This window comes from Roseibium marinum, from assembly GCF_002906165.1.
Taxonomy (GTDB): Bacteria; Pseudomonadota; Alphaproteobacteria; order Rhizobiales; family Stappiaceae; genus Roseibium; species Roseibium marinum.
In genome coordinates this window covers 43636-61952 of record NZ_PPCN01000001.1, presented here as the reverse complement: position 1 = coordinate 61952, position 18317 = coordinate 43636, and the positions used below count along the sequence as shown (strand labels likewise).

18 protein-coding genes are annotated in these 18317 nt (G+C 62.7%); 6 read left to right on the top strand and 12 right to left on the bottom strand.

The annotated features are described in order from the left end of the window. The first annotated feature begins 117 nt into the window (after window positions 1-117). The gene (locus tag CLV41_RS00300; protein WP_103220304.1) at window positions 118-408 is read left to right on the top strand and encodes a putative quinol monooxygenase; all 291 of its coding nucleotides are present in this window, start codon (window positions 118-120) and stop codon (window positions 406-408) included. 141 nt (window positions 409-549) lie between these two features. Here the strand turns inward: CLV41_RS00300 and CLV41_RS00295 are convergent, their stop codons facing one another. From CLV41_RS00295 to CLV41_RS00275, 5 genes are read right to left on the bottom strand one after another with little or no spacing between them, the layout of a single operon-like run. Next, window positions 550-1215 carry an aspartate/glutamate racemase family protein gene (locus CLV41_RS00295; protein ID WP_103220303.1) on the bottom strand — a complete coding sequence of 222 codons (666 nt, stop codon included), beginning with the start codon at window positions 1213-1215 and terminating at the stop codon, window positions 550-552. A 4-nt stretch (window positions 1216-1219) separates the two neighbouring features. Then, window positions 1220-2134 (bottom strand): N-carbamoyl-D-amino-acid hydrolase, encoded by a 915-nt coding sequence (locus CLV41_RS00290; protein WP_103220302.1) that lies wholly within the window; start codon window positions 2132-2134, stop codon window positions 1220-1222. Window positions 2135-2165: 31 nt separating this feature from the next. Beyond that, window positions 2166-3377, bottom strand: coding sequence for a diaminopropionate ammonia-lyase (locus CLV41_RS00285; RefSeq protein WP_103220301.1), 1212 nt, complete (start codon window positions 3375-3377; stop codon window positions 2166-2168). Then, window positions 3377-4540, bottom strand: a complete 1164-nt coding sequence (locus CLV41_RS00280) for an amidase (protein ID WP_103220300.1) — start codon at window positions 4538-4540, stop codon at window positions 3377-3379. The genes CLV41_RS00285 and CLV41_RS00280 overlap by 1 nt, the downstream gene beginning before the upstream one ends. Beyond that, on the bottom strand, window positions 4537-5292 hold the full coding sequence (locus CLV41_RS00275) for a FadR/GntR family transcriptional regulator (protein ID WP_103220299.1): 756 nt from the start codon (window positions 5290-5292) through the stop codon (window positions 4537-4539). The genes CLV41_RS00280 and CLV41_RS00275 overlap by 4 nt, the downstream gene beginning before the upstream one ends. 383 nt (window positions 5293-5675) lie before the next feature. Between CLV41_RS00275 and CLV41_RS00270 the strand changes: the two genes are divergently transcribed. The 5 genes from CLV41_RS00270 (at window position 5676) to CLV41_RS00250 (ending at window position 11245) form a co-directional block, all read left to right on the top strand. After that, window positions 5676-7289, top strand: coding sequence for an ABC transporter substrate-binding protein (locus CLV41_RS00270; protein ID WP_103220298.1), 1614 nt, complete (start codon window positions 5676-5678; stop codon window positions 7287-7289). A gap of 103 nt (window positions 7290-7392) precedes the next feature. After that, window positions 7393-8346, top strand: coding sequence for an ABC transporter permease (locus CLV41_RS00265; RefSeq protein WP_103220297.1), 954 nt, complete (start codon window positions 7393-7395; stop codon window positions 8344-8346). Between the two features lies 1 nt (window position 8347). After that, window positions 8348-9235: an ABC transporter permease gene (locus CLV41_RS00260; RefSeq protein ID WP_103220296.1), complete on the top strand. Its 888-nt coding sequence runs from the start codon at window positions 8348-8350 to the stop codon at window positions 9233-9235. Beyond that, window positions 9222-10271, top strand: coding sequence for an ABC transporter ATP-binding protein (locus tag CLV41_RS00255; RefSeq protein WP_103220295.1), 1050 nt, complete (start codon window positions 9222-9224; stop codon window positions 10269-10271). Before CLV41_RS00260 ends, CLV41_RS00255 begins: the two co-directional genes overlap by 14 nt. Next, a complete protein-coding gene (locus tag CLV41_RS00250) occupies window positions 10268-11245 on the top strand; it encodes an ABC transporter ATP-binding protein (RefSeq protein WP_103220294.1) in 978 nt (325 codons plus the stop codon). The genes CLV41_RS00255 and CLV41_RS00250 overlap by 4 nt, the downstream gene beginning before the upstream one ends. A gap of 171 nt (window positions 11246-11416) precedes the next feature. Here CLV41_RS00250 and hydA read toward each other — a convergent pair whose 3' ends face one another. Genes hydA through CLV41_RS00215 form a run of 7 tightly spaced genes read right to left on the bottom strand, consistent with a single transcriptional unit; the run spans window position 11417 to window position 18295 of the window. Beyond that, on the bottom strand, window positions 11417-12811 hold the full coding sequence (gene hydA / locus CLV41_RS00245; RefSeq protein ID WP_103220293.1) for a dihydropyrimidinase: 1395 nt from the start codon (window positions 12809-12811) through the stop codon (window positions 11417-11419). After that, entirely contained in the window at window positions 12808-13719 is a 912-nt protein-coding gene (locus CLV41_RS00240) for a polysaccharide deacetylase family protein (RefSeq protein ID WP_103220292.1), read from the bottom strand. The genes hydA and CLV41_RS00240 overlap by 4 nt, the downstream gene beginning before the upstream one ends. Window positions 13720-13734: 15 nt before the next feature. Next, window positions 13735-14472: a maleate cis-trans isomerase family protein gene (locus tag CLV41_RS00235; RefSeq protein ID WP_103220291.1), complete on the bottom strand. Its 738-nt coding sequence runs from the start codon at window positions 14470-14472 to the stop codon at window positions 13735-13737. Between the two features lie 16 nt (window positions 14473-14488). Continuing rightward, entirely contained in the window at window positions 14489-15289 is an 801-nt protein-coding gene (locus CLV41_RS00230) for an ABC transporter permease (protein ID WP_235867027.1), read from the bottom strand. Further along, on the bottom strand, window positions 15286-16125 hold the full coding sequence (locus CLV41_RS00225; protein ID WP_103220290.1) for an ABC transporter permease: 840 nt from the start codon (window positions 16123-16125) through the stop codon (window positions 15286-15288). The genes CLV41_RS00230 and CLV41_RS00225 overlap by 4 nt, the downstream gene beginning before the upstream one ends. Continuing rightward, on the bottom strand, window positions 16122-17219 hold the full coding sequence (locus CLV41_RS00220) for an ABC transporter ATP-binding protein (protein ID WP_103220289.1): 1098 nt from the start codon (window positions 17217-17219) through the stop codon (window positions 16122-16124). The genes CLV41_RS00225 and CLV41_RS00220 overlap by 4 nt, the downstream gene beginning before the upstream one ends. 32 nt (window positions 17220-17251) lie before the next feature. Continuing rightward, on the bottom strand, window positions 17252-18295 hold the full coding sequence (locus CLV41_RS00215) for an extracellular solute-binding protein (RefSeq protein WP_103220288.1): 1044 nt from the start codon (window positions 18293-18295) through the stop codon (window positions 17252-17254). Window positions 18296-18317: the final 22 nt, after the last annotated feature.

Genomic DNA, 18317 nt, shown 5'->3' with positions numbered 1-18317 from the left:
GCCCGCCGAGCATTGACCGGATTTAACGGATTGTCATTTCCGGTTCTGCCTGTTTATCCATTGTGCTCTAGGGTCCGTACCCTAAGACAAGATCATCGTCATTAAGGAGACAGCGCCGTGACCGAGTTGACCATTGTTGCGAATATTCATGCGAAGCCGGACCAGACCGGCCTCGTGAAAACCGAACTGCTCAAGCTGATCCCGGTCACGCGCAAAGAGCCGGGCTGCCTCAGATACGATCTCCATCTGGACAACGATGATCCGGCGCATTTCATGTTCTACGAAACCTGGGAAAGCCGCGGCCTGTGGCAGGACCACATCAATGCCCCTCACCTGGCTGACTACAAGGCGGCGACCGAGGGGGCCATCGCCGAGTTTACACTCAGCGAGATGTCGCTGATCGGCTGATCCGACCCGGCAGCCGACTACAATTCGCCCCTACCGAAGTCCCGCCTGGGCCAGTCGTATATCCCGACTGAAGTCAGACCCGTCTTCGCATGTCCGCACGGCACATTTACCGAGCTTGCACGGCCACGCGGACTTTCCGCTTCAAGGCACCGTTTTGCCGGAAGGACCGCTAATGACCGTCCATATCCGGCGAACTGCTTCCGGGACAGGCTCGATCAGCGGCACACGCGCCCGGGAAGAGAGAGCGCGGGCCGCCACGGCGAGCGGGCCGCCGCCGATGACGACGGCTTGCGCGCCATCCTGCGAGACGGCGGCCTCGACAACCGCGCCCAGACGCTCGATGAGCAACCCGGGCGTTTCCATCGTCTCGGCGAGATCGCCGGCCGTCAGCCGCACGGACGCGAGCTGCTTCCTTATGCCGTAACGTTCCGCGCGGCGCTCGATGGCGTCAACCAGATCGGGCGTGGTGGTCGCTACGGAAAACCGGCGCCCGCCCCTGGCGGCCGCAAGCATACCCGCCTCGGCGATCCCGACAACAGGAACCCCGAGCGTTTGCCTCAACGCGTCGAGACCCGGGTCGCCGAAGGCCGCGACGATCACACCTTCCAGGTCAGCGAACCGTGTCAGGTCGATGGCGCGGACGGCTTCCGCTGCAACGGCAAGAGCGGGTTCGTCCGAAATCAGCGGACTGCCGAAGGCTGCCGTCACGCTGGTAATGCAGGCTTGGGGCAGAGCTTCGCGCGCTATCTTCACCATAGCTTCGGTGGTGTTCGGCGACGTGTTGGGATTGATCAGGACAATCGTCATCCGCTCACGTCACCAGCAGACCATAGTGCCGCGGCTGCCTGTGCTGCGCGAAATCGAAAATGTTGTCCTGGATCTCCCGGCAGCGATCCAGGTTGCAAACGGCCGTGATCAGTTCGTCGCCCAGTGTCGAGCACCTGGCGACGATTTCTCCGGTCGGCGCAATGATACAGGTCCCGCCAATCAGGTCGCAGCCTTCCTCGCACCCGGCCTTGGCAACCCCCACGACCCAGGTGCCGTTCTGATAGGCACCTGCCTGCATGGAAAGATGGTTGTGAAAGTCCTGCAGGTGGTCATGTTCGGGCGCCGGTGGATAATGAACCGGCGTGTTGTATCCGAGCAGGACCAGTTCCGCCTTCTGCAGACCGAGCATGCGGAAGGTTTCCGGCCAGCGCCTGTCGTTGCAGATGCACATTCCGACCCGCCCGCCAAGGGCTTCCGCCACCGGGAAGCCGAGGTCGCCGGTTTCGAAATAGCGTTTTTCCAGATGCTGGAAAGGCCGCCAGGTTTCGTTTTCCCGGTGACCCGGCAAATGGATCTTACGGTATTTCAGCAGGATCGCACCATCCGGCGCGACCAGAAGCGAGGTGTTGAACCGCCGGGTTTCCCCATTATCGTCGACCGTCTTTTCCGCGAAACCGAACGAGAAGGCGAGACCCAGGCGTCTTGCGGCATCGAACAGCGGCAAGGTTTCTTCCGAAGGCATTTCGGTCTCGAAGAACGCATCGATCTCGGCCTGATCCTCCATGTACCAGCGCGGAAAGAAGGTGGTGAGGGCGAGTTCGGGAAAGACGACAAGGTCCGCATTGCGGTCCGCCGCCGTTTCCATCAGGCTCGTCATCCGGGAGACCACGGACGAGCGTTTTTCCTTGCGGGCAACCGGACCGAGTTGCCCGGCGGCAATCACAAGCGTGCGGGACATCGGGTTTCCTTTGCACAATTGACGGCGATACTCATGAGCCGACCTCATCCGGGGCGAGACCGACAAGCTGTTCATACAGCAGCGGATCGGTTGCCCCCTCGGTGCCGAATACCAGGACACGGGCATTTTCCGTGAGCCCCAGCGCGGCACGCTCGGCGTCTTTTCCGCTGACCGCAAGCAGTGCCATCAGGCCCGCGACAGCGGATTCGCCCGCCACCTGGGGCCGGTCGCCGTAGCGGCCGTCGGCGAGCAGTTTCATGCCCTCCACGGCGGACTCGTCCGGAAGTCCGACGACTGCATCGGCACCTTTTTCCAGAATGCTCCAGGCCAGTTCGGAAATCTCCCCGCAAGCAAGGCCTGCCATCACGGTTTCGATGTCGCCGTCAACGACCGTCGGCGCACCGTTGCGGATCGTCTCCAGCCAACACGCCGAGTTGAGCGGATCCGCCAGCACGAAAACCGGACGATCGGCGCCGAACCGCCGCCAGAAATGAGCCACCACAGCGGCAGCCATCCCGCCGACACCGGTCTGCAGGAACACATGCGTCGGCAGAGCTTCATGCGGCCACTGGTCCAGGGCTTCGAACGCCATCAGCTCGTAGCCCTGCATCACATCCCGCGGAATATCCGTGTAACCGGGATAGGACGTGTCCGAGACGACGGTCCAGTCATTGGCATCCGCCTGGCGCTGCGCTTCGCGCACGCTGTCGTCATAATTGCCCTTGCAGCGGACCACCCTAGCGCTAAAATTTTCGATTGCCTGTTTGCGGCCCTCGCTGACGGTTTCATGAATGAAGATAACGCAATTACAGCCGAAGGTTCGAGCCCCCCAGGCGACAGAGCGGCCGTGATTGCCGTCGGTTGCGCAGGTCACCGTCAATTCCGCGGCGTGCGCCGCAAAGGCCTTGCCCTCCGAGGGGGAGATGCCTGCCTGCGCGGCCGACCTGTGGAGCACCCGCCAGACAGCATAGGCCCCGCCCAGCGCCTTGAAACTTCCAAGACCGAACCGGGAGGCTTCATTCTTGTAGGCAAGCGCGGCTATTCCCGCCTGCTTCGCAATTCCGGGAAGCGAAACCAGCGGCGTAGGGGCATAACCCGGCCAGCCGGTAATTGTGGCACGGGCGGTTTCAAACGCCTCGGCATTCAGGATAGCGGACCGGTCAGGACCGTAGACCTCGCTCCGGTCCGCCAAACCGTTCAGGCAGAATTCGTGGGCAAACCCGGCTTCCGGCGTGTGTCCCATCACAACACTTCCGCGAGAACCAGAAGGTCCTCATCCCGCATGCGCGCACCGACAAGCGACAAGCCGACCGGGGCTCCCTCCACCCTGGCACCGGGAACCGAGAGTTCGGGATAACCGTTGAGGCCGGCAATGCAGGTCAGGCACATCGTCGCGTGCCGGTAGGCTTCCAGGTCCTGTTGAGACGCGGTGAGCAGAGGCGCCGCCCCGGGTGCCGACGGCAGAACAAGCACGGTGTCCTCCGTCATCATCGCATCCATGGAACGACGGATCGCGGACCGGCGCCGCACGGCGGCCGTGAAGCTTTCCTCCGTGGTGGCGGAGGCTGTTTTCAGACGCTGGCCCACACCGGGTCCGAATTCGGCGGACACCGAACTGACCCAGTCGCCAACCGCCTGCCACACTTCAGCGGCCTGATGAACCCGGAAGGTTTCGAACCAGTCCTCCAGGACCGGTTCCGGCAGCGGCGTCGTGTCGGCCGGACCAAGACGCGCCTCAAGTTTCGCCAACGCCGGCCTCAGGGACTCGACAACCGGAGCGGCCACACCCGCCCAGACGGTTTCCGGCATCCACAACCGGCCCGGCAGCCGGCCGCTCTCGGCCGGGATTCCGTAAACGCCGCTGACGCGGACCATCACTTCCAACTTTCGCGCGAACCATCCCGGCACATCGTAACTCGCGGCGAGTGGCAGAAGACCTTGCGAGTCGATGCGCCCGTGGCTGGTCCGCAGTCCGTAAAGACCGCAGAAGGATGCGGGCACCCGCACCGATCCTCCGGTGTCGCTGCCCAGCGTGAAATCGACCAGCCCCGCCGCGACCGCCGACGCGGAGCCCGAGGAGGAGCCGCCCGGAACACGGTCGGGCGCAGCGGAATTCACGGGCGTTCCGGTATGGGCGTTGGCGCCGATCACGCTGTAGGCCAGTTCGTCCATATGGGTAAAGCCGACCAGAGAAGCACCGGCCTCCAGCACGGTGCGGAGGCAGCGGGCCGTCCTCTCAGCCGGATCGTGCGTCGCCTTCCAGACCGGATTGCCGTTCGAGGCGATACGACCCTCGAACTGGTAGTTCTCCTTTGCCGCGAAGGTCAGGCCCTCCAGCGGTCCACCTCCTGGCCTGTACGGTACCGAAAGGATTTCGGAAAATGCGGACACAGTGTCGTCGATCATGCGCCTGGACCTCGATGCGGAACAGCCAGTTCGATGTCGCACCGGCGCGCGGCGGCGCGGATGTGGTCCGTCAGCGCGGCACAGGCGGCCGCGCTATCGTTCGCATCGATCGCATCGACGATGGCAAAATGCTCCCTTGCCGTGTCGCGCACGCGCTCAATGATCACCATGGGTACCCATTGGCTCTCCTGCATCACCTTGGACAGGTGCCGGCGGATATCCCGGAAGAGCGGGTTGCGGCAATGATCGAAAATCACGTCGTGAAAGGCCGTATCCTCTTCCGCGGCGGCGACCGCGTTGCCTTGCCGGGCCGCCAGCATCAGCGCCTCGGCATGCCGGCGCAAACGCAGGAGGCCGGTATCCTTGAGAAAAGGAAATGCCAGCGCGAGCGCCTGAGGTTCAAATCCCGCGCGAAACTCGAAAACTTCCCTGAGGCCGTAGCCTTTGCCTGACGGCCAGAACTCGGCCGGCAGCCGTCCGGCCGCGGCAGCGACGAACAGGCCCTTGCGCTTTTCCACGCGGATGAGCCCCAGCGTTTCCAGCATCGATATGCCCTCGCGCACCGAAGGCCGCGACGCCTGAAGCGTGCCCGCGAGCTCGCGCTGCGAGGGCAACGGATCTCCAGGCTGCAAGTGCCGTTCGGCGATCATGTCCTGGATTGCGCGGGCCACTCTTGCAGGAACGGAGCGCTCGCGTTCCGTGTCCTCACCGGTTTGCACTTTTTCGATTTCAAGTGGCGTCAAAATGGTCATTAATGCCTAAATTATATACTTGCACACATTTTAGCCCGTCAATACGGTGATCTGGTCAGACCAGCAATTTGGTAACCTGAACAGGTGTGACAAGACAAGAGGAAAATTCATCGAAACTACTGATTTCATTGATTTTTTAAGCCCTGCCAGATGAAGAGACGGGGCGAAGGATCGTGGACGGAAGGTTATATCAAATCGGTTGGAAACAGACGGGTCACCCGATTTTTCGCACCGGCCTGAGCAATCTTCCGCTGCCCGCCAAAGGGTGGATCGGTTTGGCCGCGCACGGCCATTGCGGGAAACGTTCCAGAAGTAGGCATTTCGAGACGTCGCGGCCTGCGGCAGACCGCAGAGGCCGGCATTTTCACGGAAGGACAACAGCAATGGCATTGAAGAGATTGAAGGGCGCGGCACTCGCAGCCCTGTCCGTCGCAGTGCTCGCGTCAGGTTCAGTTCAGGGTTGGGCTGCGGGCACGTTACGTGTCGGCATGACGGCGGCCGATATTCCGCTCACCACCGGCCAGACGGACCAGGGCGGCGAAGGCATGCGTTTCATGGGCTATACCGTCTATGATTCACTGATCGAATGGGATCTCACCAGCGCCGACAAGGCATCCGTTCTGATCCCCGGCCTGGCGACCGAATGGAGCGTGGATCCCGACGACCAGACCAAATGGACACTCAAGATCCGCGAAGGCGTGACGTTCCACGACGGCAGCCCGTTCACCGCGCAAGACGCTGTGTGGAACTTCGAGAAGCTTCTCAATCCGGAGTCCGAGCAGTACGATCCGCGCCAGTCCGCCCAGGGCAAGTCGCGCATTCCCGCCGTCGCCTCCTACAAGGCGCTTGACGACTACACGCTCGAAATCACCACCAAGACGCCGGACGCGACGCTGCCCTACCAGCTCGCCTGGATCCTGATGTCTTCCAAGGCCAACTGGGAAGCCAAGGACAAGAACTGGGAAGAGGTCGCCAAGGATCCGTCCGGAACGGGCCCTTGGAAACTCACCGGATTCGTTCCGCGCGAGCGCGCCGAACTGGTGCCCAACACGGCTTACTGGGACGAGACCCGGATCCCGAAACTGGACAAGATGATCCTGATGCCGCTGCCTGAACCCAGTGCCCGGACCGCGGCGCTGCTCTCCGGTCAGGTCGACTGGATCGAAGCCCCGGCCCCGGACACGATTCCAGCGCTCACCGGCAACGGCTTCGAGATCGTCTCGAACGCCTATCCGCACAACTGGACCTGGCATCTGTCCCGCCTCGACGGTTCGCCGTGGAACGACATCCGTGTGCGCAAGGCCGCCAACCTCGCCATCGACCGCGAAGGTCTGAAGCAACTGCTCGGCGGCCTCGCCGTGCCGGCCAAGGGCTTTCTGCCGCCCACCAGCCAGTGGTTCGGCAACCCGACCTTTGACGTGAAATACGATCCAGAAGCCGCAAAGGCCCTGCTGGCCGAAGCCGGTTACGGTCCAGACAAGCCGCTCAAGGTCAAGGCGCTGATCTCGCCGTCCGGCTCCGGTCAGATGCTGCCGCTGCCGATGAACGAATATGTCCAGCAGAGCCTGGCGGAAGTCGGTATCGAGGTCGAGTTCATGGTCGTGGAATGGAACCAGATGATCAATCTGTGGCGCGCGGGCGCGGCGGATCCGAGCGTCGACGGGTCCCAGTCCATAAACTTCACCTACTTCATCCAGGATCCGTTCACCGGTCTCATCCGGCACCTGTCCTGCGATCTGATCGCACCGAACGGCACCAACTGGGGTCACTATTGCGATGAAGAGATGCAAGACCTGTTCAACCAGATCAAGACCACTTTCGATCCGGAGGCACAGGACGCGGTTCTGCGCAAGACGCATGAGAAATTCGTCAATGAAGCCCTGTTCCTGATGGTCACCCATGACGTCGCGCCGCGCGCCATGAGCCCGAAGGTCGACGGTTTCGTGCAGGCCCAGAACTGGTACCAGAACTTCTCCGGCATCACGATCGGCGACTGATCCGACAACCGGGTTCGCGAAGCCCGTCTTCGCGAACCCTTTCCCGTTCCGCGGCTCCGTGCCGCGGCCTCGCACGTTCCGGACTTCAAGACGAGCGGCCCGAATGTTCACCTATCTCGTTCGCCGACTGATTTACGTTCTGCCGGTCGCCATCGGCGTCAGCATAATCTGCTTCCTTCTGGTGCATATCGCGCCGGGCGATCCGCTGACCGCCATCATGCCGGTCGACGCGACCGCCGAGGAGCAGGCCGCCATGCGGTCGGCCTATGGTCTCGACAAGCCGCTGCCCGTGCAATACGCGATCTGGATCGGCAAGGCGGCCATGGGCGACCTGGGAAAATCCATCGCCACCGGACGGCCGGTCGCCGACGAGGTTTTCGCGGCGGTCAGGAATTCACTTCTTCTGGCCTTCAGCGCCAGCGTGATCGCCTTTCCGATCGGTCTGTTTCTCGGTTTTCTCGCAGGATATTTCCGCGACACGATTTTCGACCGGCTGGTCACGGCGATCGCCATCACCGGCGTCTCGGTGCCGAATTACTGGCTCGGCATCGTTCTGGTGATCATCTTCTCCGTCCAGCTCGGGTGGCTGCCCTCGATGGGCGCGGGACCGGGTGGATCGGGCGAGTGGACCTGGGATTACGCCCATGTCAGACACCTGATCCTTCCGGCCGTCACGCTGGCCGTCGTGCCGATCGGCATCGTGGCGCGCACCGTGCGCGCGCTGGTCGGGGACATCTTCTCGATGGACTTCGTTCAGGCGCTCTACGCAAAGGGGCTGCGCCACAGCGATGTGCTGCGCCATGTGGTGCGCAACGCGGCGCCGACCGCCCTGTCGGTCATGGGACTGCAACTCGGCTACCTGCTCGGCGGGTCGATTCTCATCGAAACCGTCTTCAACTGGCCCGGCTCCGGATTTCTGCTGTCCAACGCGATCTTCCAGAGAGACCTGCCCCTGCTGCAGGGAACGATCCTGATCCTGTCGCTGTTCTTCGTCGGCATGAACCTGATCGTCGACGTCGCCCAGGCGGCCATTGACCCACGCATCAAGAGGTCGTGACATGAGCGCCGCAACCGATACAGTGGTCCCAGAGGCGCCGGTCATCACCGCGGCAGGCTACTGGACCGGCGTCCTGAAACGATTTTCCCGCGATCCCGTCGCGGTCACCTGCGCCGTTATCGTCCTGCTTCTGATCCTGTCGGCGGTCTTCGCGCCCTATCTGGGGCTGGACGATCCCTACAAGGCCAGCATGATCAAGCGGCTGAAACCCATCGGCTATCCCGGCTTTCCGCTGGGAACGGACGAGCAGGGCCGGGACATGCTGTCCAGGCTCATCTATGGCGGCCGCCTGACGCTGTTCGTCGGTCTGGTGCCGGTGGTGCTCGCCTTTTTCATCGGTTCCGCCTTCGGTCTTGTCGCCGGTTACGCGGGCGGGCGGATCAACGCGCTGATCATGCGTACGGTCGATGTGTTTTTCGCCTTTCCCTCGGTGCTGCTGGCGATCGCCATTTCAAGCGCCCTCGGCGCGGGCATCGTCAACAGCCTCGTGTCGCTGACCATCGTCTTCATTCCACCGATCGCCCGCGTGGCGGAAAGCGCCACGGCGAGTGTCCGGGCGCTCGACTATATCGACGCCGCGAGAGCCAGCGGCGGCGGCGCGCTGACGATCATCCGGGTGCATATCATCGGCAATGTGCTCGGACCGATCTTCGTCTATGCGACGAGCCTGACCAGCGTGTGCATGATCCTCGCGGCGGGCCTGTCCTTCCTGGGTATCGGCGTGCGCCCTCCCGAGCCGGAATGGGGCCTGATGCTGAATACGCTGCGCACCGCCATCTACGTCAATCCCTGGGTGGCGGCGCTGCCCGGCCTGATGATCTTCATCACCTCCCTTTGCCTCAACCTTTTGAGCGACGGTCTCCGGAGTGCCATGAATGTCAAAGACTGAAGCTGAATCCGGCCAGCAGGACCGGGGTGGCCCCGGTCAGCCGCTGATCATCGCCAAGGACCTGAAAAAGCACTTTCCGGTCCGCTCGGGTCTTTTCAGCCGCCGATCCGCAACCGTCCGTGCCGTCGATGGTGTCTCATTCGACGTGATGAAGGGCGAAACCCTGGGGATCGTCGGGGAATCCGGCTGCGGAAAATCAACCACCGCCCGCCTGCTGATCGGCCTGATCGAACTGGACGAGGGCGGTATCATCTTCGATGGCGATTCCCTCGGCGGCGACATCGGGCTGAAGGAATTGCGCCGTGGTGTGCAGATGGTGTTCCAGGACAGCTACGCCTCGCTCAATCCCCGCCTGACCATTGTGGACTCCGTCGCTTTCGGACCGAAGATCCAGGGTCTGGACAAGCCGGCTGAACGGGCCCGCGACCTTCTTGCCCGGGTGGGACTGGACCCGGACCGCTTCGCCCAGCGCTATCCGCACGAGCTTTCCGGCGGACAACGCCAGCGCGTCAATATCGCCCGGGCGCTGGCCATGGAGCCGCGGCTGGTCATCCTCGACGAGGCGGTCTCCGCGCTCGACAAATCCGTCGAGGCGCAGGTTCTCAACCTTCTGAACGATCTCCGCCGGGAATTCGGCCTTACCTATGTCTTCATTTCCCACGATCTCAATGTGGTGCGCTACATCTCCGACCGGGTGCTTGTGATGTATCTGGGCGAAGTCGTGGAAATAGGGCCGTCCGAAGCCATCTACGCGAAGCAGGCGCACCCCTATACCGCGTCGCTGTTCGCCGCCATGCCCTCGATGGATCCGGACAACCGCACCGAGGAACCGCCACTGGCGGGCGATCCGCCGAACCCGATCGATCCGCCCTCCGGCTGCCGTTTCCACACAAGGTGCCGGTTTGCCGAAGACGTATGCGCGGCGCGGAAACCGGCACTCAGCATCATCGGCGGGGAAGAAGCCCATCTGGCGGCCTGCCACATTCACGAGCCGGGTTCGGGTCACAGTCTCGCGAACCGGGAGGCCGCGCAATGACGGGGACGCCTCTTGTCGAATTCAACGGTCTCAAGGTCAAGTTCAAGGGCGAGCGCACGGTTCACGCCATCAACGGACTGAGCCTTTCCATGCAAGCAGGCGAGACGCTTGGCCTTCTGGGCGAATCCGGTTCCGGGAAGAGCGTGACCCTGAAAACGCTGCTGCGCCTCCTGCCACCCAGGCGCAGCGAAATCGAGGGCGAAGTCCGCGTCAACGGCACCGATATCACGACCCTTTCAGGCAGGGCCCTTTCCGCCTACCGGGGCGGTGAGGTGTCGATGGTGTTCCAGGAACCTGCGCTGGCGCTCGATCCCGTCTACACGATCGGCGACCAGATCGCCGAAACGGTGATGCGTCACAAGGGCGTCGGCAGGTTCGCCGCCATGGAAGTCGCCCTGGACATGCTGAACCGGGTGCGCATTCCCTCGCCCGAACGGCGTTTGAAAAACTTTCCGCACGAAATGTCCGGCGGCATGCGCCAGCGTGCCATGATCGCGCTGGCGCTCGCCTGCCGCCCCAAACTCCTGCTTGCCGACGAGCCGACCACCGCGCTGGACGCCACCGTGCAGATCCAGATCCTGCTGCTGCTGAGGGAGTTGCAGCGGGAATTCGGCATGGGAGTCATCTTCGTGACCCACGATATCGGCGTCGCCGTGGAGGTCTCCGACAGGATCGCGGTCATGTATGCCGGCAACATCGTGGAGACGGGAACGACGCGCGATGTGATCAAGAACCCGCGGCATCCCTATACGCGCGGCCTGCTGGCGGCGAACCTTCACGGAGCAGTCAAGGACGAGCGCCTCGACGCCATTCCGGGGTCCCCGCCGGCCCTGGAGGAGCCGCCCTCCGCATGTTCCTTCGCGCCGCGCTGCGCCTTCGCGCGCCCGCAGTGCCTTGCGGGCCTGCCGCCGGTCACGGATCTCGGCGCGGGTCATTCGGTTGCCTGCGTGCTGGAACAGCCCGCGTTCAGCTGAGCGCGGACAAGAAGCTCTCCCCCCATTGAAATCGATCAACTTTCAGACCTGCAATCGATTCCGATTGGAGGTCTGTTGATCTTCAGCGGGAGCAGCAAAGCGACCCCCGGACTTGCAAGCGGCTGAAGCTGCGTTCGCGCAGCCTTTCAGCGGCCGTCTCGGGCAGCCGTCTCAGGCGGCCGGTTTGCTGCGCGCAATATGCATGCCTACGGGATCAGCCGACGGCATCCTTCCACCGGCAACGACGGTCCTGCCGCGCACCATGGTGAGGACCGGCCAGCCGGTCACCCTGAACCCTTCATAGGGCGTATAGTCCGAGCCGTGATGAAGAATATCCTGAGTGATGGTCATTTCCATATCCGGATCCCATAGCACGATGTCCGCATCCGACCCGATCGCGATCGTGCCTTTTTGCGGATAAAGACCGTATAGCCTTGCATGGTTCGTCGCGGTCAGTTCCACAAAGCGCCGCAGGTCGATCCGGCCCTTCCCCACACCTTCCGAAAACAGGATGGGCAAACGGGTTTCGACCCCCGGGATACCGTTGGGAATCCAGCGGAAGCTTTTCTCGCCTCCGGGATGCTTTTTCCCTGCGGTGTCCTCATACCGGAACGGACAGTGATCGGAGGAAAAGACGGAGAAAATACCCTGCTCGATGCCTTCCCAGCAGGCCACCTGGCTTGCCTGGTCCCGAGGCGGCGGCGAGCAGACGTTCTTGGCGCCATGCGGAATATCGAGATCCTCGGCGGTCAGCACCAGATATTGCGGGCAGGTTTCGCCGTAGATCTTCAGCCCTCTGGCGCGTGCGCGCGCGATCTCCTCCATCGCCTCGCGGTTGGAGACATGAACGACGACCAGCGGCACGCCCGCGATTTCGGCAAGACTGATCGCCCGGTGCGTCGCTTCGCGCTCAACCGGGACGGGCCGGGTCGAGGCATGAAATTTCGGCGCGATATCGCCGGCGAGCTCCGCCTGGTCCCGCAGAAAGGCGATCGCGTCGTCATTTTCCGCGTGGATCATCGCGCGGGCGCCGGAGACCTTTGCCGCGCTCATGGTTTCCAGGATCTCGCGGTCGGTGAGTTTCAGATCGTCGTACGTCATGAACATCTTGAAGGAGGTGTAGCCTTCTTCCGCCAGAGCGGGCAGTTCCTGGCCCAACACCTGCGGCGTCGGGTCCGAGACGATCAGATGAAAGCTGACATCGACGTGACATTTTCCCTCCGCAAGGCAGTGATACCAGGCGAGCGCCTCGCGCAGGCTCTGTCCCTTTTCCTGGAAACAGAACGGCATGAGCGTGGTGTTGCCGCCGAAGGCCGCCGAGCGGGTGGCGCTGTCAAAATCGTCGGCCATGACGATCCCCTCGCCGGAGGGCTGCGAAATATGGACGTGGCTGTCGATCCCGCCGGGCAGGACGAGCCTGCCGGTTGCGTCGATAATCTCGTCCGCGCCCTCGAGGGCCTCCGCGATGGCAACGATCTTGCCGCCACGGATGCCGATATCCGCCTTGAAGATGTCGGACGCGGTGGCAATTGTTCCGCCTTTGACGATCGTCTCGAGATTGTTCATGAATTTCCTTCTCCGCCTTCGGTCGTTTTCAGCCAGTGCCGGGCGATGTCCCGCCGGGTTGCGAACCAGGCCCCGCCCCTGGCGGCAACATGGTCGAGAAAAGCCGCCAGGCCGCCAATCCTTGCCGGCCTGGAAACGATGCGCAGATGCAGCCCGACACTCATCATCGTCGGGGTTTCACCGCCTTCCTCCCACAGCCAGTCATAGGCCGCGCACAGATACCGGGCGAACTCCGCCCCGTCCCTGAAACCATTGGGAAGCTGAAAGCGCATGTCGTTGGTATCGAGGGCGTAGGGCATGATCACATGCGGGCCTTTATCCGTGCGCACAACCCTCGGCAGCTCGTCGTCATAGGCGTCGCTGTCGTAAAGGAAGCCGCCATGTTCGATCAGAAGGTCGCGCGTGCGGGGACTGGCCGAGGTGCGGGTGTGCCACCCGACAGGCGGCGTGCCGGCCGCCTCGTGAAGCGCTTCGACCGTCTTGCGGATGCGGTCGCGCTCATCGTCGCCGGACAGTCCCTGGTGGCCCTCCCAGCGCCAGCCGTGCGCGGCGATCTCGTGCCCCCGGCCGACGGCATCCTCGAACATCCAAGGATAGAGGCGCGCGGTCTCGCCGGTGGCGCTCAGGGTCGCCTGAACGCCGTGCTTTGCCAGAAGCCGGACAATCCGCCGGTAGCCGACCCGGGGGCCGTAATCGAAATGGCTTTCCATGGCAATATCTGGATGGCGGAACGGTTCGGCGGTCATGTCGTAGATGCGTTCGTTGACGGCATCGCCGCGGCGGATCGAAAACTCGGACCCTTCCTCGACATTGATGACAAGCGACACGGCGACCCGTGCCGCGCCCGGCCAGACAACACGTGGCGGAGAGGCGCCATAGCCGAGATAGTCCCGCTGATAGAATGACATAGCAAGCACCCCGGCTCAGTCGAGTTCCTGAAACAGCCGGCCCCAGCCGGTCACCCGTGCAGGATCGGCGCCGCAGACCTTCATGGATTTCCAGACCGCTGTCTGGACGGTGTCATAGATGGGAACGCCGAGTTCCCGTTCGAGCCTGTCCACAACGGTGGCGCCAAGAAGATTGGTGCAGAAGACCAGGATGGCGTCCGGGTTGCCTTCCGCGGCAACGGCGCGGATCATGTCCTCGATCCGCGCTTCGGACACCTCGGAAAAGGAAAAATTGACCTTGAGGTTCAGGTGCCGTTCCGCGGTGCATGTGAAGCCCGCGGAGGCGTAATTCGCGACGATCTTTTCCTGTATTTCATCGAGATAAGGCGTCACCAGTCCGAATGTCTTCACGCCGGTGCGCTCGAAGATCTCGTTAATCGCCAGCACGGACGAGCACGCGGGAACTCCCGTTCTTTCGGTAATGGCGGCGCAAAGGTCCTCGTCGCGTTCGAAGCCGAGCCATCCCGCCGACGTACCGTTCCAGCAGATGCAGCCGACAAGGGCGTCCGCGAGCAGTTCGGCGGCCGCGAGCATCGGTTCGTTCTCGAATTGGCCGAGCGCGTTTTCGCCAAGCGAGATTTCGGTGACGCGGAAGCGGCCGAAATGCGCCGTCGTGTCATCCAGGGCGGACACCATCGCGGAGGTGACCGGTTCGAGAACCGTGTTGGAGGAAGGTGTGAGCATGCCGAGCAGGTAGCGTTTTTGTGATGTCATCAATGGGGTTCCAGGGTCAGAAGTCAGTCATTCGGCGCAGGCCCACCAGCCGGTCGGATATGACGAGAACGATGATGGTGAGCAGGATGAGAAGGGAGGAAATCGCCGCGATGGTCGGATCGGGCCTGACCTCCAGATATTCCAGGACCTGGATCGGCAACGTCTTGTTGCGCGCGTCCGTCAGAAAGATCGAGATCGGGTAATTGTCCATCGAGGCGAGAAAGGCGAACAGACCGGAACTCAGATAAGCCGGACTGAGGACCGGAACGAGAACCTTGACGACCGCTTTCGGGTAGCTGAGGCCGAGTGTTCTGGCCGCATCGATCAACGTGAAATCGAACAGGCTCAGGCTGGCCTGCACCGTCCTCATGATGAAGGGGAGCGTGACGATCACATGCCCCAGAATCAGACCGGTATAGGCATCCCGGTAGCCGATCTCGCGCAGAAACTGCAGCAGCGCGATACCGATCACGAGCCCCGGCATCATCAACGGAGAAACGACGAAGGTCGAGATCGCGGTTCGGCCCGGGAACCGTCCCTTGACGACGGCAATCGCCGTCAGGGTTCCAAGGACCAGGGAGATGCCAGTCGATATGAGGGCAATCTGGACCGAGAGGCTCAGGGAGGGAAGAAACCCCCGTTTGGATCCGAGCGCCTCATACCAGCGCAGCGACCAGCTCGGCGGTGGCAGGTCGAAGACGGGTGAAGCGGAGAAGGAAACCGCAACGGTCACGAAAAGCGGCACCATGAGATAGACGCACACGGCCAGTCCGATGGTCCACACAGCCAGGCGGGCAAGGCGTTCGAGGACGGTCACGTGTTTGCCCTCACCTTACCGGCCAGCCACTGGCTGGCGACGATGACGATCAGCGAGAAGACCAGCAGGACCACCGCAACCGTCGACCCCAGCGTCTCGTTGCGCAGATAGAGATAGGACCGCGCGATCTGCTGGGACAGGGTCATGAACCGTTCACCGACAAGCAATGTGGGAATGACATACATGGCCAGCGCCAGCGAAAACACGAAGGCGATCCCGGCAATGATGCCCGGCACGGTGAGTGGCAGAATGATTTTCCAGAAGACGTAGAGCGGGCCGGCGCCGAGGGTCCGGGCCGCTTCCGCCAGCCTCGGGTCAAGGAGGCGGATCACCGAATAGACCGGCATGATCATGAAGGGCACGAACACGTTGACCGCGCCGAAGATAAGCCCTGTCTCGGTGAAGATCAGCCGCACCGGCTCGTCGGTGAAACCGAGCGCCATCAGTGCCTGGTTCAGGACACCGTCGCTGCGCAGCACGATTGTCCAGGCAAATGCCTTGACCACGATCCCGACCGACAGCGGCAGGATCAGGGAGACCAGGAACAGCGCCTGCAGCCAGCCCTTCGACCAGGCGAGCGCAAAGGCCGCCGGATAGCCGATCAGAAGGCAGAAAGCCGTTGTCAGAAGGGCCGACCGCAGAGTGTTCCAGATGATGTACCAGTTGAACGGATCGCCGAAAAAATCGACATAGGCGGATATGCTGAACGCCTCGGGCAGCCGGAAGCTGGCCAGCAGCAGTAAACCGAGCGGCAGCGCGTAGAGCACGGTCAGATAGCCGACACCCGGCGCGGCGAGGATCCACGTCCTGTCCTTTTGCTCGCCTGGCGTCTTCATTGTCGGTCCCCCGGGAAGATCAGCGTCTTTTCAGGGCTCCAGGCGGCCGCGTAGGTCGCGCCCTGATCCAGACGGCCGGCATGATCCGGAGACAGATCGATGGCGAGGCTTTCGCCCTGGCTGGCGGTGAAATGCGCCTGGGTGCGGGCACCGACATAGATGCGGTCCCTGAGAACCACCGGTACGGTGTTGTGGCCCTCCGGCGCACTTCCGGGCAGGTGGATCGACATGTCCTCCGGGCGCAGGGCGACCGTTACCGGAGAGCCCCTGACGAAGTGCCCCGCTGCGCGGACCTCGGAGCCGCCGACGGATATGGTCAGCTCGCCTCCGGTTTCCGCCAGCACGGTCCCCGCGAGCTGCGATGACGAGCCGATGAAATCGAGGACGAAACGCGAACCGGGAAAACGGTAGATGTCCCGCGGCGCACCGAACTGCTCGATGACACCGGCATTCATCACCGCGATCCTGTCGGACATGACCAGCGCTTCTTCCTGGTCGTGTGTGACGAAGACAGAGGTGATCCCCAGATCGCGCAGCAGCGACTTCAATTCGATCTGCATGGCCTCGCGCAGCTTCCTGTCCAGCGCGCTGAAAGGTTCATCGAGCAGCAGGATATCGGGACGCGGCGCCAGGGCACGGGCGACGGCAACCCGCTGCTGCTGCCCGCCGGAGAGCGCGGAGGGATACCTTTCGGCAATGTCCGGCAGCTTGATAAGCTCCAGGAACCGGTCGACGGTCGCCTCCACCTCAGACGTGGAACCGCCACGCGCCTTCAGGCCGAAGGCGATGTTTTCACGTACCGTCAGGTGGGGAAAGAGGGCGTAGTTCTGAAAAACCACGCCCACATTTCTCCTGTGCGGCGGCAGGCCGGAAATAACCTTGCCGCCGAGCGTAATCGTCCCCCCGTCGACCGCCAGAAGACCGGCGATCATCCGCAGCAAGGTGGTCTTGCCGCACCCGGACGGGCCAAGAAGGGACACGAATTCACCCCTTGCGATTTCCAGATCGAGGTTTTCCAGAACACGGGTGCCCTGAAAGCTTTTCGATACGGAAGCGGCGACCAGGTAACTCGGGTCGTCGAATGCGGAAACCATTCAGCTCATCCTGTTTAGCGGGCTTTCGGGGGTCAGACGGCGATCTCGCGGTCGAACCGCTCGATCCAGGCACGCCGGTTGGCGGCAACCGCACCCCAATCCGGTGAGAAGGCCTTCACGTCGGTCGGCACGCCATCTCCAGCGGCAACGCCGGTATTCGTCGGCAGGGCGAAAGTCTCCTTGATCATGGCCCCCTGGAGGTCCGGCCCGAGCATCTCGTTGATGAAAGCCGCGGCCAGCTCTTCTTCCGGCCCGCCCGTCACCCGGGCAATGCCGGACGGCATGGCGCCAACGCCTTCCTTCGGTGCGGCGAGATCGACCGGCGCGCCTTCCAGTTTGCGGGGAATCGCGATGGACGAGAACGATCCCGCCAGCAGGGACGCTTCGCCCTGCTCCAGCAAATTGAAGCTCGGCGGCATCTTGGTGTAGATCGTCAGCAGATTGGGTTTCAGTTCCGCCAGCTTCCCGAAGGCGGCATCGATGTCATACTGGGCTTCCTCAAGCGGCTTGCCGGTCGCAAGCTGGGCGGCGAAGAACAGTGTCCACAGGCCTTCCGTATTCTGAAGCGACGGGATTATCACCTTGCCCTTGTAGGCCGGGTCCCACAGCGCGCCCCAGGAGGGCACGTCGCCGACCGAACCGGTATTGAAGGCGACACCGCACCAAGGCTGCTGGTAGTTGGCCCACATTCCGTCCATATGAATGGCGTCCGGCTTGATGGCCGACATGTTGGACACCGCGCCCGGATCGAGCTTTTCGATCAGGTTTTCCTCAACCGCCTGAATGAGGACCGGATCGTCCATCATCACGACGGAAAGATAGGGCTGGTCCTTGTTCGACCGCATTTTTTCCAGGTTCACGGACGACTTCGTGCCCTCGAGAATGATCTTGCAATCATACTTCGCCTCGAAAAGCGGAAGGACAGCTTTTTCCATCCAGCCGACATGGCCACCCGCGCAACCGACGATCATCTCCTTCGACTGGGCCCGCCCGATTGCCGGCATTGCAAGGGTGCCGACTGCCGCGGCGCCAAGCTTGAGCGCATTTCTGCGTGTAATGGTATTCCTGCGAGACATATTCCAATCCTCCACGCTGGGG

What these genes read in the sequence shown, in the direction of transcription:
- hydA (WP_103220293.1), bottom strand. Translation starts at nt 12,811, where the DNA reads ATGAACAATCTCGAGACGATCGTCAAAGGCGGAACAATTGCCACCGCG.
- CLV41_RS00290 (WP_103220302.1), bottom strand. Translation starts at nt 2,134, where the DNA reads ATGTCCCGCACGCTTGTGATTGCCGCCGGGCAACTCGGTCCGGTTGCC.
- CLV41_RS00275 (WP_103220299.1), bottom strand. Translation starts at nt 5,292, where the DNA reads ATGACCATTTTGACGCCACTTGAAATCGAAAAAGTGCAAACCGGTGAG.
- CLV41_RS00220 (WP_103220289.1), bottom strand. Translation starts at nt 17,219, where the DNA reads ATGGTTTCCGCATTCGACGACCCGAGTTACCTGGTCGCCGCTTCCGTA.
- CLV41_RS00265 (WP_103220297.1), top strand. Translation starts at nt 7,393, where the DNA reads ATGTTCACCTATCTCGTTCGCCGACTGATTTACGTTCTGCCGGTCGCC.
- CLV41_RS00215 (WP_103220288.1), bottom strand. Translation starts at nt 18,295, where the DNA reads ATGTCTCGCAGGAATACCATTACACGCAGAAATGCGCTCAAGCTTGGC.
- CLV41_RS00285 (WP_103220301.1), bottom strand. Translation starts at nt 3,377, where the DNA reads ATGGGACACACGCCGGAAGCCGGGTTTGCCCACGAATTCTGCCTGAAC.
- CLV41_RS00280 (WP_103220300.1), bottom strand. Translation starts at nt 4,540, where the DNA reads ATGATCGACGACACTGTGTCCGCATTTTCCGAAATCCTTTCGGTACCG.
- CLV41_RS00250 (WP_103220294.1), top strand. Translation starts at nt 10,268, where the DNA reads ATGACGGGGACGCCTCTTGTCGAATTCAACGGTCTCAAGGTCAAGTTC.
- CLV41_RS00235 (WP_103220291.1), bottom strand. Translation starts at nt 14,472, where the DNA reads ATGACATCACAAAAACGCTACCTGCTCGGCATGCTCACACCTTCCTCC.
- CLV41_RS00255 (WP_103220295.1), top strand. Translation starts at nt 9,222, where the DNA reads ATGTCAAAGACTGAAGCTGAATCCGGCCAGCAGGACCGGGGTGGCCCC.
- CLV41_RS00295 (WP_103220303.1), bottom strand. Translation starts at nt 1,215, where the DNA reads ATGACGATTGTCCTGATCAATCCCAACACGTCGCCGAACACCACCGAA.
- CLV41_RS00260 (WP_103220296.1), top strand. Translation starts at nt 8,348, where the DNA reads ATGAGCGCCGCAACCGATACAGTGGTCCCAGAGGCGCCGGTCATCACC.
- CLV41_RS00225 (WP_103220290.1), bottom strand. Translation starts at nt 16,125, where the DNA reads ATGAAGACGCCAGGCGAGCAAAAGGACAGGACGTGGATCCTCGCCGCG.
- CLV41_RS00270 (WP_103220298.1), top strand. Translation starts at nt 5,676, where the DNA reads ATGGCATTGAAGAGATTGAAGGGCGCGGCACTCGCAGCCCTGTCCGTC.
- CLV41_RS00240 (WP_103220292.1), bottom strand. Translation starts at nt 13,719, where the DNA reads ATGTCATTCTATCAGCGGGACTATCTCGGCTATGGCGCCTCTCCGCCA.